The 15345-nt window shown below is 44.4% G+C and carries 12 protein-coding genes; all 12 read right to left on the minus strand.

Translation table 11 applies throughout. The features are described 5' to 3' along the window. Positions 1-19: 19 nt before the first annotated feature. Positions 20-1105, minus strand: a complete 1086-nt coding sequence (locus tag ACZMB2_RS05275; protein WP_487595846.1) for a QVPTGV class sortase B protein-sorting domain-containing protein — start codon at positions 1103-1105, stop codon at positions 20-22. 156 nt (positions 1106-1261) lie between these two features. Next, positions 1262-1786, minus strand: a complete 525-nt coding sequence (gene lepB / locus ACZMB2_RS05280) for a signal peptidase I (RefSeq protein WP_487595847.1) — start codon at positions 1784-1786, stop codon at positions 1262-1264. Between the two features lie 9 nt (positions 1787-1795). Then, a complete protein-coding gene (locus ACZMB2_RS05285) occupies positions 1796-5707 on the minus strand; it encodes an InlB B-repeat-containing protein (RefSeq protein WP_487595848.1) in 3912 nt (1303 codons plus the stop codon). Positions 5708-6084: 377 nt separating this feature from the next. Then, complete coding sequence (locus tag ACZMB2_RS05290) at positions 6085-6909, minus strand: tyrosine-type recombinase/integrase (RefSeq protein WP_487595849.1); 825 nt, start codon at positions 6907-6909, stop codon at positions 6085-6087. Between the two features lie 255 nt (positions 6910-7164). Further along, positions 7165-9255, minus strand: coding sequence for a polyribonucleotide nucleotidyltransferase (locus ACZMB2_RS05295; RefSeq protein ID WP_118770180.1), 2091 nt, complete (start codon positions 9253-9255; stop codon positions 7165-7167). A 187-nt stretch (positions 9256-9442) separates the two neighbouring features. Then, entirely contained in the window at positions 9443-9709 is a 267-nt protein-coding gene (gene rpsO / locus ACZMB2_RS05300) for a 30S ribosomal protein S15 (protein WP_118770181.1), read from the minus strand. Between the two features lie 126 nt (positions 9710-9835). Next, positions 9836-10300 carry an SsrA-binding protein SmpB gene (smpB, locus tag ACZMB2_RS05305; RefSeq protein ID WP_118770182.1) on the minus strand — a complete coding sequence of 155 codons (465 nt, stop codon included), beginning with the start codon at positions 10298-10300 and terminating at the stop codon, positions 9836-9838. Between the two features lie 7 nt (positions 10301-10307). After that, positions 10308-12440: a ribonuclease R gene (rnr, locus tag ACZMB2_RS05310; RefSeq protein ID WP_487595902.1), complete on the minus strand. Its 2133-nt coding sequence runs from the start codon at positions 12438-12440 to the stop codon at positions 10308-10310. Between the two features lie 88 nt (positions 12441-12528). Continuing rightward, on the minus strand, positions 12529-12768 hold the full coding sequence (gene secG / locus ACZMB2_RS05315) for a preprotein translocase subunit SecG (RefSeq protein ID WP_487595850.1): 240 nt from the start codon (positions 12766-12768) through the stop codon (positions 12529-12531). Between the two features lie 53 nt (positions 12769-12821). Beyond that, a complete protein-coding gene (locus tag ACZMB2_RS05320) occupies positions 12822-13544 on the minus strand; it encodes an amino acid ABC transporter ATP-binding protein (RefSeq protein WP_487595851.1) in 723 nt (240 codons plus the stop codon). After that, a complete protein-coding gene (locus ACZMB2_RS05325) occupies positions 13531-14253 on the minus strand; it encodes an amino acid ABC transporter permease (RefSeq protein WP_487595852.1) in 723 nt (240 codons plus the stop codon). The genes ACZMB2_RS05320 and ACZMB2_RS05325 overlap by 14 nt, the downstream gene beginning before the upstream one ends. Positions 14254-14480: 227 nt before the next feature. Then, positions 14481-15344, minus strand: coding sequence for an ABC transporter substrate-binding protein (locus tag ACZMB2_RS05330; RefSeq protein ID WP_487595853.1), 864 nt, complete (start codon positions 15342-15344; stop codon positions 14481-14483). Position 15345 lies beyond the last annotated feature (1 nt).

Here is a 15345-nt window from a genome sequence, read left to right on the forward strand (position 1 = left end):
GAAGCTTTTACTTCACTGATTAAGCTTCTTCGTGTCTTTTGCGAAGGAACAGAACTGCAAAGATACCAGCAACTGCTACCATCAGAATGTACGGAGCTACGGTCATGGCAATACCGGTCGGGGTAACTGCGTTCTTCAGGTTAGTACATACAACTGCATTATCACCCTTACCCATTGTCTTCTCAGTAGATGTTGCATAAGTAGCACTGGTTGCATCTGTACCGCCTACAGTATAGCTGACTGTATATCCATCATTCTTACTGATATTCTCAACTACAGTATATTTAACAGTAGACGGAATACCTTTGATGTCCTTTGTGCTGCCATTTGTCAGTGCTATATCTACACTTCCTTTGCCATCACCATCAAGAACGACTTTTACATCTTCATTTTTATCATTCTTCATTGTAAATGATGCATTTGCCGGTCCTTCAAAATTAATTTTAAAGTTATAAGTTCTTCTCTTTTCACCCATAGTACCATCTACTACTTTGGAAAGACTAAGCTGATAGGTTTTATATTTGTTGGTAAATCCAGCACTCTTGTTGCTATACTGTTTTCCAGTCGGTGCTGCATCACTTGTACTCAATGCCTGAGAAGCAATTCTATATTCGCCGATTTTATCACCATTTACTACATATACATCTAAATATCTGGTAGGATTTTCATCATTGGTGATGTCGTCATTTCCAGAAGTCGCCTTCTCAGTAATAATGTATCTATAAATACCCGGCGCTGGCCATGTTACTTTATTAAAGTTTACAGATACAGACTTATCAATAGTTGTTGCAGCCTTATCTTCATAGGTATATGCTACAGTACCAATTTCTGCACCTTCAATTCCAGCCAGAATTTCCGGTGTAGTATCTGTAGCAGCCTTATATGTCCCCGGCTTAATCTCGTACGAAAATGTTATATCCGGTACACTGGCACCTACTGCTTCTGACATATCCAGAGTCTTAGTAAAAGATACTCCACCTGCTCCCACTGTGCCTGTAGCAGATTCAGGCTCCGCTGCAAATGCGGTCATTCCAAGCATTGATACCATCATGACTCCTGCCAGTGAACAGGCTGCTAATCGTTTTGAGATTTTACTAAATTTCATAATATGAACCTCTCTTTCCCGGGATTCTCTCCCCTGACTTTGTTATATAATCTGGCTGCACGCTCGGCACAGTCTATATCACGGAACTATGACGGTCTATGTTTCTATGTTCATCCAGTCACGCCTCCCCCGTCCTTTATTCCCGCAATATACCACTTAAAGATTGGACCGCCGGACAATCGTAATCACTTTCCCTTTGATCTCGGACTTGCTTACTGGCCCGAAATACCGGCTGTCCTTTGCACCTTCCCGGTAATCACATAATACAAAGACTTCATTTTCTGCCAATGTCACCGGATAGGCAATTCCGCTCTCATACCTGGGTGTGGAATAATAAATATCATTTTCGATCACAGTACTTCCATTTACGGAGAGCTGTGCATCCTCTGTGATCTCTACGGTATCTCCGCCATGAGCTGCCACTCTTCCCACATATCGTTTTCCGTCTTTCTGTAAGACGATTACGTCACCTGATACAAAGCTTTGCTGCAATCGATAGTAGAGAAGCAGGTCACCGGAACTGATTCTCGGCATCATATCCTCATTTTTCATGGGACAGATACCGAAGATCAGTCCGAACAGTACCCATATCAGAAGTACCATGGCAGTCAGGCGTGTCAGAAATAACCTGACCTCTGCCATAGCCGCCTTCTTCGTCCATTTCTTTTTCTCAGCCTTCATTCTTTATGATCAGATCTTTCTGCGTTTTCCTGTGAGCAGCATCACCACTGCCATACCAAGGCCTGCCAGAAGCATCAGAATAGAGGTCATCCCGTTTGTAGTAACTCCAGTCGGAGTAACCATTGTCTTACTGTTCGTATACGTAACTTTAATAGCATCTGAACTATCTTTGGTTACCGTATAACTGAATTTTCCTGCCTCCGAAGAAGCATTATCTACGGTGGCATCAATCGTTGTTGTATATCCTATTACCGAAGTTTCCTGAATTACAATAGTGTAACCCTCTGCTACTTTTGGAAGTTCCGTACTAACGCTCGATTTCAGTTTAAATGTATCACTGTCTTTTTCAGCACCCTCTTTGTCGATAATAGAGTACTTAAACTCAAATTCCCGGTTGTGGTCTCCCATATTACCATCCACTAATTTTTCTACTGTGAAGGTAACTTCTTTCAGCTTTCTCCACTGTGCATAGATTACATTGGATTCCTCAGCCAAAGTGTCTACCTGGATCTTGTCACCCTTAGTCAAGAGGGCTCCTCCTGCCGCAATCTCTTTTGTAATACTCCAACCAAGGAATTCATACCCTTCTCTTGTCGGGATTCTATCGTCAATTTCATATTCTGAATTAGGAATTGCAATTTCAATGGCATCTGATCTTTCTTTGCCACCAAACATACCGCCAGTATAATCATAACTCAGTGTCGTCTTTCGGATTGGTGCCCACTTTGCATACAATGTGACATCTTCCTCAGGCATAACATATCCTGCACCCGGGTAATAATCCGTTCCACTTCCATCTTTTACCGTATTCCAGCAGACAAATCCATAATGCTTCTCAGGTGGCTGGAAACCTTCCGGTACTTCTTTCAGTTTCACTTCTGCACCATTTACATAGCCAGTCAGATCTGTAACTGTAGCACCAGATCCTGCACCAGGATCGTAAGTAAGCGTATACTGGCTGTTACTGATCCACTTTGCATAAATTGTGGTATCACTCATAATCACAGTTGAAAAACTGAATGGTGTTCCATCCTCTTTTACCCAGCCTGCAAACTTAAATCCACTTCGGACAGGATTATCAGGTTTTACTCCTGCTGCTCCCTGATCAAGAGTCTGACTATCAATTTCAGTACCACCTGCACTATCAAAAGAAAGCGTTACCTTTCTGCTGCTCCACTTTGCATAATATGCAAGATTCTTTGCCGGCATCTTTTTGCCAGTAAAAACATAAGCGTTGCCCTGAAGATATTGATTGTCATACCATCCATCAAAATAATAGGTCACACCATTCAAAATTTTTGTTGTTTCTCCAATCACATACCCTTTCGGTGCAATATTAGATAAATCAGATTCATATAAAATTTCTGATTTCTTTATCACATCGCTGTTCGTATTATTGGTATGGAAATCAATTTCATAAGCTTCTCTTAGATAATATAGTGAAGCTTCATAACATTTTTTACTTTTATTCCACTTAAATTCAGGTACATTCTTGTCTCTTTGTTCAAATCCAGTAAGTGGGAAATAATCTTCATCATATGTCAGGCTTAAATTATTTCCATAAACCGAAGTTGCATGATACAAATAATACGTTTTTCCGTCATCTTTTCTTATCTCTTCTCCATTTGGTGCCTTTCCATCCAAAGCTTCCAAATAGTAATACCATGTGTATTTTTGTCCACTCCATTTAGTTTGTGTCATGATAATATTATTTTCTGGCATTTTTTGCAGAAATGTATAATATTTTCCTGTCAAACTTGATTTCCAGACATATCCCTCATCTAACAACGCCTTAATAGGATCTTCTTCCCAATATTTACTAATATCAGAATCATACTTCTGACTAATTGTTAAAATAGCTCCTCCCGCATAACAGCTGGCGTCATGTTTATGCTCTTCTTTTCCACACTTCAAATTTCCGGATCTGTCATAACAGCTTCCAATTCCCAAAAATCCATGTGTATGGGTATGCTCTTCTTTTCCACATGTAGGTCTATTACTGCTTTCTTTTACAAAATTGATCGTATAAATATTTCTCTTGTAATATACATTCTTAATACTGCTTCCATCTGCGGAAATAATAACTTTCTCTATATCCGTTTTTGCAGTGTCCAGGGCGAAATTATCATACTTCTCCACCTTGTCATAACCTGCTTCCGTTCCGGTCAGTCCTTGCTTCTTTTCGAATTCCACATAACTATAGTCATCATTATCTGCATTCTCCTGCCAATACGCGACAGTATACTCTACCATTGCAGGATTCCATTTTGCATAAAGATCCTGATCCTGATCAAGAATTTTACCAAATTCAAACTTCTGACTATACGACTGATCTGTATACCATCCCTCAAACGTATATCCCTTTCTTTCTGGGACCTGGTCATCCTGCGTCGTATTTCCTGCCAATACATATACAGGTTCTACAGATGTTCCACCCATAGAATGATAATTCAGCCAATGTGCTTTTTTTACAACAGGATAAAGAGTTACATCATCATCCTTTATAACAAGAGAAGTTTCCGGCTCCGTCCCTCCTGCTACAGTCGTCCATCCAACTAAGGCCTCTTCCGTACTCTCCGGAGTAAATGGAATATCACCGGTAACTATCGTAGCTGCTTCGTCATGATATGTCTGTGTAAACAATACTTTACTGTCTGCCTGACTTCCAGCTTTATAGTACACGTAATACACCGTGGTAAACCGTGCATATAACGTTGTTGTTACGCTTGCTTTCAATTCCGGCTCTTGCTGCCCGAATTTGTTAAATTTCTCTCCGCCATTTTGTGCCGTATACCAGCCTTCAAATACCGCATGATCTTTTGTCGGACTTTTCGGTTCTGTAAGTGTCTCATTTGCAGATAAGATCTGTTCCTGAATACCCGCTATTGGACTTCCATCCTCATCCACAAACTGATACGTATGTGTAAAATGCTGTTCTGGTGTTACTACTGCATAGATGGAAAAACTTGGAGCCTGGAACTCAACTGCTGCAGCTTCCAGATTGACTTCCTGTACCTGCTCGGGTTCTGCCTCTGCATCCTCAAGATGATATACTTCCAGTTCTGTATTTTCTTCCAGAGCTTTCCGTACTGCGTCGTCCTCAATCTTAACCTGAAGCGGTTTCTCCTCAGACGGCTGGAATTCCTGGCCATCTGCATCATAGATGGTGATATCATAAGCGGAGATGATATTCACACCATCCATGGAAATATCCACTGGACAGGCACTTGCCGTTGCTTCTTCCGGCATTTCACCTGTCAGGGTAATTACAACATCTTTTTCCTCCGTATCCACAGAAGCTTCTATCGTCTGTTCTGTCAGACCGGTTTCTTCCTCCACTGTCTCAGTATCTTTTTCATCCACTCCCGGTACTTCTGCATCTGCTACAGGCGTCTCAGCCGGAGCTGCTGCAGCTGCCGCCGGAGTCTCTGCTTCCTGCTTCTGTTCATCTGCCGGAGCAGAGCTTTCTGCTGCCTGCTTCTGATCATCTGCCAGGGCAGGGTTGTCTGCTGGCTGCTCAGCCGGGGCCTCTACTGGCTGCTTCTGTTCATCTGCCGGAGCAGGACTTTCTGTCGGAGCTCCTGTCGGCTGTTCAGCCGAAGCCTCTGCTGCTTCCGGTTTTTGTTCTTCTGTCTGTTTTTCTTCCGGAACTAACTCTACCGGAGCTGTCTCTTCTTCGACTGCAGCTGTCTCCTCCACTGGTGTTGTCTCTTCTGACACTGTTTCTTCAGGCGCTGCTTCTTCTGGTGCTGCTGGCTTCTCTTCTGTCTCCTCTTCTGCTGTAGCTGCCGGCTCATCAGTCTGTTCTTCTGCCCCTGCTGCATTCTCTGCGGATACGTAGAGCCAGTTGTCTCCAAGCGTCGTGGAGACAAGTGCCAACGTCAGTGCCAGTGCCAGTAATGCTTTCACTTTCCTTTTCATCCCGCATTCTCCCATCCTTTTTCTTATTTGGAGTATGTTGTACCCTCCATGATTGCAATAGCAGCCGAATTCCAGTACCGCATAATATCCATTATGAGGTATCGGGATGTGTAAAAAAGTCCTGAATTTCCATGATTTTCCGAACTAAAAAGCACACAAAACAGACGGAACAGCCTTTAAACAGCTGACTCGTCTGCTTTGTGTGCCCAGTTTTAAAAAGAGTGCATACTATCATTTTCTTGTCGAAATTTTAACAGCAATAGATATTGTAATTATCAGAAAAATGTGCTATGTTATAACCAAATGATAGCAATTTCTATGTAGTCAATAAAGGTTTTACCGCATAATGGATATTATGTGGTATTTTTATTTTCTGTCTATATGACCAGTCCAAGATTTTTCAGCTTCACCTCCTGTGCTTCCCCACTGATACATGTGTAGATTCGTGTGGTATTAATATTGGAATGTCCCAGCAGATCCGCCAGATGGGACAGGTCTTTTTCTTTCTGATAATACGTACACGCAAAGAGATGTCTGAAATTATGGGGATAGACTTTCTCAGGTGCAACGCCCGCTTCTAAAGCAAGCTTCTTCATTGCATGCAGCACATTACTGCGATCCATCTGTCTCCCGGACCGCGTGACAAAAAGACTTCCTGTACTGATATTTTTCTGACCGGCATATGCACGCAGTTTTCTTCTCAGTTCCATCGGAAGCAAGACGATTCTCGTCTTTCCTTTCAGTGACACAGTAGCCCTTCTCTGCATCACAGCTTCCACTGTAATAAACGGCAGCTCACTGATCCGGATTCCGGTTGCCCCCAGCGTTTCGATCAAAAGATACATTCTCTCATCCTTATGATCTTTTGCTGTTTTCAAAAGCTTTTTGTACTCTCCAATGGTCAGTTCCTGTTTTTCTGACCGGAAACTACTCCTTTGGATCTTCAGGCTGCGGACAGTACAGTCGTACCACTCCATCATTTTAAAGAAACGGTTGATGGATGCAAGCATGGAGTTTACACTGGACGGTGTATATTGCTCCATCAACTTACGTTTGTACTGAATCACCTTTTCTTTCGTCACTACAGTCCCCTCTTCCATAGTGCGAAAAAATGCACCTACATCCCTGATATATTTTTCAATCGTCAGATCACTCTTTTCTTCATTGATTAACTCCCTTTTAAATGTATCCAATAATGTCATCCTGATGATATGATCCATATATTTGTCCCTCTCTTCTGATTTTGTATCATTCCTGTTATGTTAGGATAAACTGTTATCTTAACATTATGTATTCCCAGCCATACAGTTTTTTGATAACATTTTTCAGTGGAAACAGAGTAACACAAACGGGATGTCAAAATTTGCCAGTTTTTAGAAATGTCGAAAAAAAAGACTCCGCAGATGGTTACTCATCTGCGGAGTCACTTTATTTCTTATTTTTTAGAAGATAACTGCTTAATCTTCTTTCACATCTTTGATAGAGAAGCTGATTCGTCCCATCTTGTCTTTGCCAAGGCAAACAACCTTCACAACATCACCGAGAGTCAGAACATCTTCTACATGATTGATCCGCTCTTTTGCGATCTTGGAGATATGAACCATGCCCTCTTTGCCCGGAGCAAACTCAAGGAATGCACCAAACTCTTTGATGCTGACAACCTTACCTACGTAAACCTGTCCCTCTTCGAACTCGCTTACAATGATATTAATCAGCTCTTTAGCCTTATCCATCATTGCCTTATCAGTACCGCAGATAGATACGGAACCGTCATCAGTAATATCGATCTTCACGCCGGTCTGCTCAATGATTGCGTTGATGGTCTTACCTCTCTGGCCAACTACATCACCGATCTTCTGCGGGTCAATGCTCATCTGGATGATCTTCGGAGCGTACTCGCCTACCTCTTTTCTCGGCTCAGCGATGCACGGCTTCATGCAGTTATCCATGATGAAGAGTCTTGCCTCACGGCATCTTGCAATAGCACCCTCTACGATCGGTCTGGTCAGTCCATGGATCTTAATATCCATCTGGATAGCCGTGATACCGTCAGTCGTACCAGTTACCTTGAAGTCCATGTCGCCGAAGAAGTCTTCCAGACCCTGGATATCGGTCAGAAGTACGAAATCATCGTCAGTCTCACCAGTTACCAGACCGCAGGAAATACCTGCTACCATCTTCTTAATCGGCACACCTGCTGCCATCAGAGACATACAGGATGCACAGGTAGAAGCCATGGAAGTGGAACCGTTGGACTCAAAGGTCTCGGATACACAGCGGATCGTATAAGGGAACTCTTCCTCACTCGGCAATACCGGAACCAGAGCTCTCTCAGCCAGTGCACCATGACCGATCTCACGACGTCCCGGTCCTCTGGAGGGTTTAGTCTCTCCTACAGAGTAGCTCGGGAAGTTGTAATGATGCATGTATCTCTTGCTTACTTCATGCTCATCCAGTCCATCCAGCTTCTGCTGCTCAGACAGCGGAGCCAGTGTACATACGTCACAGATCTGAGTCTGTCCACGGGTGAACATAGCGGAACCGTGTACTCTCGGGATAATATCTACTTCAGCTGCCAGCGGACGAATCTGGGTGATCTCACGTCCATCCGGACGTTTGTGATCTTTCAGGATCATCTTGCGGACAGTCTTCTTCTCATACTGATATACCGCTTCACCAAGAACAGCAAGCCACTCCTCATTTTCTGCAAAAGCCTCTTCCAGCTTCTCAGTCAGGACACGGATATTCTCCTCACGGGTCTGCTTGTCATCGGTAAATACAGCCTTCTCCATCTCTTCCTGCGGAATGATCTCTTTGATGGCTGCAAACAGCTCTTCCGGAACTGCACAGCTGGTGTAAGCATGTTTCTCTTTGCCAACCTCTGCTACGATCTCATCGATAAATTTGATGATGGTCTGGTTTACTTCATGAGCTTTGTAAATAGCCTCAATCATTTTTGCTTCCGGAATCTCATTTGCTCCGGCCTCAATCATGATCACTTTCTCACGGGTAGAAGCAACGGTCAGGTTCAGGTCGCCTTTCTTCCACTGCTCCTGGGTCGGGTTGATGATAAACTCTCCATCAATCATGCCCACCTGAGTCATGGCACAGGGTCCTGCAAAGGGAATGTCAGAAATGCTGGTTGCGATTGCAGCACCAAGCATGGCAACAAGTTCCGGACGGCAGGTCGGATCTACGCTCATAACCATATTGTTCAGGGTAACGTCATTTCTGTAATCCTTCGGGAACAGAGGACGCATCGGACGGTCAATCACACGGGAAGTCAGGATGGCATTCTCAGATGCTTTTCCCTCTCTCTTATTGAATCCTCCCGGGATTTTTCCTACAGAATATAATTTCTCTTCATACTCAACACTCAGCGGGAAGAAATCAATTCCATCACGCGGTTTGTCAGATGCAGTTGCAGTGGAGAGAACAACGGTGTCTCCGTAGTGCATAAATGCTGCACCATTTGCCTGAGCTGCCACGCGGCCCACATCTACTCTTAAGGTTCTGCCGGCAAGCTCCATGGTATAACTTTTGTACATACTCTTGTATCTCCTTTCCATTTCTTACATAAGTTTCATAGCGGAAGATACCGAAACTACTGAAAAATACAGACCCTTGTCTCATTTTTTCTGTCCTTTTCAGTGGTCTCGGAACTTATCTTCCACTACCAGGCAAGTACCCATCTTCAAAAACAGGGCGGAGAAATCTCCGCCCTATGATGGTTGATTATTTTCTCAGACCTAATTTTGCGATCAGAGCACGATATCTCTCGATATCTTTTTCTTTCAGGTATGCAAGCATTCCACGTCTCTGTCCAACCATTTTCAGCAGACCTCTTCTGGAATGATGATCCTTCTGGTTCTCTTTCAGATGCTCAGTGAGCTCCTGGATTCTTGCGGTCAGGATAGCTACCTGAACCTCCGGTGAACCGGTGTCTCCCTCACAGCGTCCGTACTCAGCGATAATTGCCTGTTTCTTTTCCTTTGAAATCATGATATTTCCTCCTGTTCTATTAATCGCCTGTCATTAAGGGTCGGTCGGAGTTGTCCGGGCTCTGAATGACGGCTAAACTCATACTCGATTACTTTACCATACCCTAAGATATTTGTAAAGCACTAATTACAGGTTTCTAACCTTGAATTCTTTCTCCGCTTCCCGCCGCATATCTTTCTTTGCAATATCCGCACGCTTATCATAGAGTTTCTTACCTTTGGCAAGACCGATCTCAACTTTCACGAGACTTCCCTTAAAATACACTTTCAAAGGAACCAATGTAAAACCTTTCTCCGCTATCTTTCCCACCAGCTTGTTAATCTCGCCTTTGTGAAGGAGAAGTTTTTTCACTCTCAGCGGATCCCGGTTGAAAATATTTCCCTTCTCGTAGGGGCTTACATGCATGCCATAGATAAAGACTTCACCCTTCTCGATGCGAACGAAGGACTCCTTGATACTGCATTTTCCCATACGGAGAGATTTTACCTCTGTTCCATGGAGGGCAATGCCCGCCTCATAAGTCTCCTCTATAAAATAGTCATGATATGCTTTCTTATTATTTGCAATAAGTTTAATACTATCCTTTGCCATGCCTTCCTCACTCTTCTTCGTCTTCTGCCAGTTCAAAGTCAATGGTTCTGGTCATTTTATCTGCTGCCACGACCTGCACTCGGATTTTCTCACCTAATTTGTAAGCTTTTCCGGTATGGGTTCCGACCATGGCATACTCATTTTCATTATACTCAAAATAATCCCCCTGTAAAGAGGCAGCGCGCACCAGACCTTCGACGGTATTCGGCAGTTCCACGTAAATACCCCAGGCAGTGACACCGGAAATAACCCCTTCGTACACTTCCCACAGATGCTGGCTCATATACTCTACCTTCTTGAGCTTAATGGTCTCCCGCTCCGCTTCATCAGCTTTCCGTTCCCGCTCACTGGACTGCTTTGCCACCTCTGTCAGAATAGCTTCATAATGCTGCCGTTTTTCCTCGTTCATCCGTCCCCGGAGACAGTCCTTGATGATCCGATGAATCTGAAGATCCGGATACCGGCGGATAGGCGAAGTAAAATGGCAGTAATACTTGGCTGCCAGGCCAAAATGTCCGGTACAGTCTGTCGTATATCTTGCCCTCTTCATGGAACGTAAGGTCAGCCGGCTGATAAGGTCTTCTTCCGGTGTGCCGTCAAGCTTTGCCAGCAGTTTCTGCAGTTCCTTCGGATGGACTTCATCATCTTTCAGACGGATGCTGTATCCAAAGTTATTGATAAAGGTAGCAAGTTTCCGCATCCGGTCCGGATCCGGATTATCATGGGTTCGATAAAGGAAGGGAACTTCCTGCCAGAAATAATCCTCTGCCACGGTCTCATTGGCAATGAGCATGAAATCCTCGATGATTTTTGTTGCTGCATTCCGGTCATAGGGGCGGATATCTACCGGTTTGCCCTGCTCATCCAGGATCACCTTCGTCTCTGGAAAATCAAAGTCGATGGAACCTCTCTTCTTTCTCTTTGCACGCAGGAGATCCGCCAGTTCTTTCATATCACGAATCATGGGAATCAGTACTTCGTATTCTGCCAGAGCAGCTTCATCTCCGTCCAGGATCTTCTGTACGCCGGTGTAACTCATCCTTTGATCTACATGAATGACAGATTCCGTGATCACATGATCTATCACCGTTCCTTTTTTATCCACTGTCATGATGCAGCTCATGGCCAGACGGTCTTCTCCTGCATTCAGGGAGCAGATTCCATTGGATAATCTTCTTGGAAGCATAGGAATCACCCGGTCTACCAGATAGACACTGGTGCCGCGGTTCAAAGCTTCCCGGTCAAGAGCACTTCTCTCCTGTACATAGTTGGCTACATCCGCAATGTGTACACCCAGTACATAATTTTCACCTTCTCTTGTCAGCGAAACCGCATCGTCCAGATCTTTGGCATCTTCACCGTCGATGGTCACCATCTGCAGGTTTCTTAAGTCCATCCGGCCTGCCATATCCGCCTCACTGATGGCATCCGGCACCTTCTCCGCCTGGTTCATCACCTTCTCCGGGAATTCTGTAGGCAGGTCATAGCCTTTTACGATAGAGAGGACATCCGTACCCGGGTCACTGATATGGCCTAAGATCTCCACCACTTTTCCTTCCGGGTTCTTCCGCTCCGTGCCATAATCTGTCAGTTCCACCACTACTTTATGACCGTTCATGGCACCTTTTGACTCTTCTTTCGGAATAAAAATATCCCGGATAAACCGTTCATTATCAGGAATCACAAAACCGTAATTCTTGCTCTCCTGATAAATTCCCACCAGCTTCACTGTGCCTCGGGACAGAATTTTTGTCACCACGCCCTCCCGGCGCTTTCCGCTGATGCCCGGCTTCACCATTACCTGCACCGTGTCCTGATGCATGGCCCCATGGGTATTATCCTCTCCAATAAAGAGATCCTCATCCATGCCCTCTACAGTCACAAATCCAAAGCCCTTGGCATGAGCAGTAAATACACCTGCCAGAAGCTTTCCTTTGCCTTTACTGTATTTACCCTTCTGGGAAACTTCCACCTTTCCCTCCAGCATGAGCTGATCCAACACTTCCTGCAGATCAGACCGCTTTTCTTTGGGAATGTCAAGAAGGATTGCCAGCTCCTTGATCTTCATGGGTACATAAAGGTCATTATCCATAAGATCACAGAGCATCTTCTTTCTCTCTTTCATCTGTTCTTCTGTCATCATCTCACCTCTCTTTCATGATTCCTCATCCTATACGAAAATAAGCACTCCTGTCCGCCGGAGTGCTTATCATGTTCTCATTTCAATATTAGAAAATACTCAGATTCAGGATAACTGCCAGAACAAAGAATACAACCATCAGAATCTTGGTCCATTTCTCCAGATTTCCTTCCATGGAACGTCCTTTATTCTTACCCCAGTAACTCTCTGCTGCACCAGCGATGGCGCCAAGTCCCTGAGATCTGCCCTCCTGAAGCAGTACCAATACGGTAGCTACGATACATACTAACACGAACATCCCCATGAGGATATATCTTAAAATCTCCATTTTCACACCTCCTACGTGTTAAACAGATTCATTCTATCATAGAAAGCAAGAAATCACAACACTTTTGCGAGAAAACTTTTCAGTCGTTCATTCTGCGGATTACCAAAGAAATCCTTCGGATTGTTTTCTTCCATAATAATGCCTTCATCCATGAATACTACTCTGGTAGCCACTTCTCTTGCAAATCCCATCTCATGGGTGACCACTGCCATGGTCATACCGTCGTCAGCCAGTTTCTTCATCAGATCCAGAACCTCACCAACCATCTCCGGATCCAGTGCGGAAGTTGGCTCGTCAAAGAGCATTACCTTCGGCTTCATGGCAAGGGAACGTACAATGGCAATACGCTGTTTCTGTCCTCCGGACAACTGTGCTGGGTAAGCATTTGCCTTTTCTTCCAGGTTGACCAGTTTTAAAAGACGCATGGCCTCTGCCTCTGCCTCTTTCTTCGTCATGATCTTTAATTTGATAGGAGCCAGTGTAATATTGTCCAGCACCGTCAGGTTGTTGAACAAATTAAAATGCTGGAATACCATTCCCATATGACGGCGGATCTCATTAATGTCTGCCTTCGGATCGGTAATCTCCTGTCCGTCAAATACGATACTTCCGGAAGTCGGCTGCTCCAGGAGATTCAGGCAGCGCAGGAAGGTAGATTTTCCGGAACCCGACGGTCCGATGATAACGACTTTCTCCCCGGGAGCAATATGCATGTCAATATTTTTGATAACCTGATTGTCACCGTATGATTTGGATAATCCTTTAACGTAAATCACTCTGTCTCAGTCTCCTTTCCATTTTTCCCATGATCCATGTCAGGAACATTACTATCACCAGATAGATTGCTGCAATCGCAACGTAGGGAACCAGCGCCTGATAAGTCTTAGCCTGGACGATCATAGCTCCTTTGGTCAGATCGCGAAGACCGATAACGGTTACAACGGATGTTTCCTTTACAAGGGTAATCAGCTCATTACCCAGTGCCGGCAGTACATTTTTGAATGCCTGCGGAATAATGATATAACGCATGGTCGTTGCATAGGTCAGACCAACGGAACGGCCTGCCTCCATCTGCCCTTTGTCGATGGACATGATGCCGGAACGGAAGATCTCAGCCACATATGCGCCTGAGTTAATTCCAAATGCCAGAATCGCACATTTCATCATATTGCTGTCTGTGGATCTGGCGCTTGCCCACACTACAAACCACATGATCAGAAGCTGTACCATCATAGGCGTTCCACGGATCACCGTCAGATACACTTTACAAATTCCATTGAGAATTTTAAGCGGCAGTCCTTTCTTTTTCTCCGGCTGCTGGTCATGTGCAGAACGGATGATTGCCACCAGTACACCGATGATCACACCGATGATCAATGCAAAAATAGTTACCGTCAGCGTGGTTCCCAGACCTTTTACGAAATACTGGTAATTATCTTCCAGTATAAATGTCTGATAGAATCCCATCTTAAGACTTTCCCACATAATTATGGCTCCTTTCATTTCCCTCGTTTCGTATCTTTGTGCAAATAAACTTTGCTCTTACGCATAAATATGCATTTATTTTACAGTATGGATATATAAAAAGCAAGTCTCAGATTGCTTCTTATATATCCATGCGGTTTTTTCCGGATGTTTTGGGCTTCTATACAGGAAAAACGGAGGTGTTCAATACGGAACACCTCCGCCTCTGTTCTTTTCAGATTCAGAACTTATTCTGCTTTGATGTATTTATCAAGAATTCCCTGAATGGTTCCATCATCCTTCAGCTCCTGAAGCGCTTTGTTCAGTGCTGCAGTCAGTGCCGGGTTGTCTTTGGATACAGCTGCTGCATAATCCTCTGTGGTGTATGCAGTATCAAGGATCTTCAGTCCCTCGTTAGCCTCTACAAATGCTTTTGCCGGCTCCTGGTCGATAACTACACAGTCAACCTTGCCCTGAAGCAGTGCCTGTACAGCAGTAGCACCATTCGGAAGTGCATTTACATGATCCTCGCCAAAGTCATCAGCGCAGTACAGATGTCCGGTAGTTCCCTGCTGAACACCGATCAGTTTATCCTGCAGATCATCTACGGAAGCGATGTCAGAATCATCTTTTACGATGATAACCTGAACACCTGTTGCATAAGAATCAGTAAAATCTACGTTCTGTTTTCTCTCCTCGGTTACCGTCATGCCAGCGAGGCTCATGTCAATCTTGCCGGACTGGATAGAAGCGATCAGAGAATCAAAGTCCATATCAACGATCTCAAGCTTCAAGCCAAGTTTGTCAGCCATTGCCTGTGCGATCTCAGCATCGATACCTACGATGTCATCTCCATCTTTGTACTCATATGGCGGGAATGTTGCGTTAGTACCCATGGTCAGAACACCCGGCTCTACAGTCGTTACTTCTGCTGCGTCCTCTGCTGCTGCCTCGGTATCCTCAGCTGCTTCTGCATCTTCTTCAGTCTCATCAGCTGCCTCAGTGGTCTCATCTGCTGCAGTATCAGTTGCTGCACTGCTGCTTCCGCATCCTGCAAGAAGAGTAGCTGCCATAGCTGCTGTCAGCATTACGCTTACGATTTTCTTTTTCATA

Source organism: Hominiventricola sp. (assembly GCF_057604405.1).

Bases quoted from the DNA above. Each gene is read 5' to 3' on its own strand.
- ACZMB2_RS05275 (WP_487595846.1), bottom strand. From the start codon at position 1,105: ATGAAATTTAGTAAAATCTCAAAACGATTAGCAGCCTGTTCACTGGCA.
- lepB (WP_487595847.1), bottom strand. From the start codon at position 1,786: ATGAAGGCTGAGAAAAAGAAATGGACGAAGAAGGCGGCTATGGCAGAG.
- ACZMB2_RS05285 (WP_487595848.1), bottom strand. From the start codon at position 5,707: ATGAAAAGGAAAGTGAAAGCATTACTGGCACTGGCACTGACGTTGGCA.
- ACZMB2_RS05290 (WP_487595849.1), bottom strand. From the start codon at position 6,909: ATGACATTATTGGATACATTTAAAAGGGAGTTAATCAATGAAGAAAAG.
- ACZMB2_RS05295 (WP_118770180.1), bottom strand. From the start codon at position 9,255: ATGTACAAAAGTTATACCATGGAGCTTGCCGGCAGAACCTTAAGAGTA.
- rpsO (WP_118770181.1), bottom strand. From the start codon at position 9,709: ATGATTTCAAAGGAAAAGAAACAGGCAATTATCGCTGAGTACGGACGC.
- smpB (WP_118770182.1), bottom strand. From the start codon at position 10,300: ATGGCAAAGGATAGTATTAAACTTATTGCAAATAATAAGAAAGCATAT.
- rnr (WP_487595902.1), bottom strand. From the start codon at position 12,440: ATGACAGAAGAACAGATGAAAGAGAGAAAGAAGATGCTCTGTGATCTT.
- secG (WP_487595850.1), bottom strand. From the start codon at position 12,768: ATGGAGATTTTAAGATATATCCTCATGGGGATGTTCGTGTTAGTATGT.
- ACZMB2_RS05325 (WP_487595852.1), bottom strand. From the start codon at position 14,253: ATGTGGGAAAGTCTTAAGATGGGATTCTATCAGACATTTATACTGGAA.
- ACZMB2_RS05330 (WP_487595853.1), bottom strand. From the start codon at position 15,344: ATGAAAAAGAAAATCGTAAGCGTAATGCTGACAGCAGCTATGGCAGCT.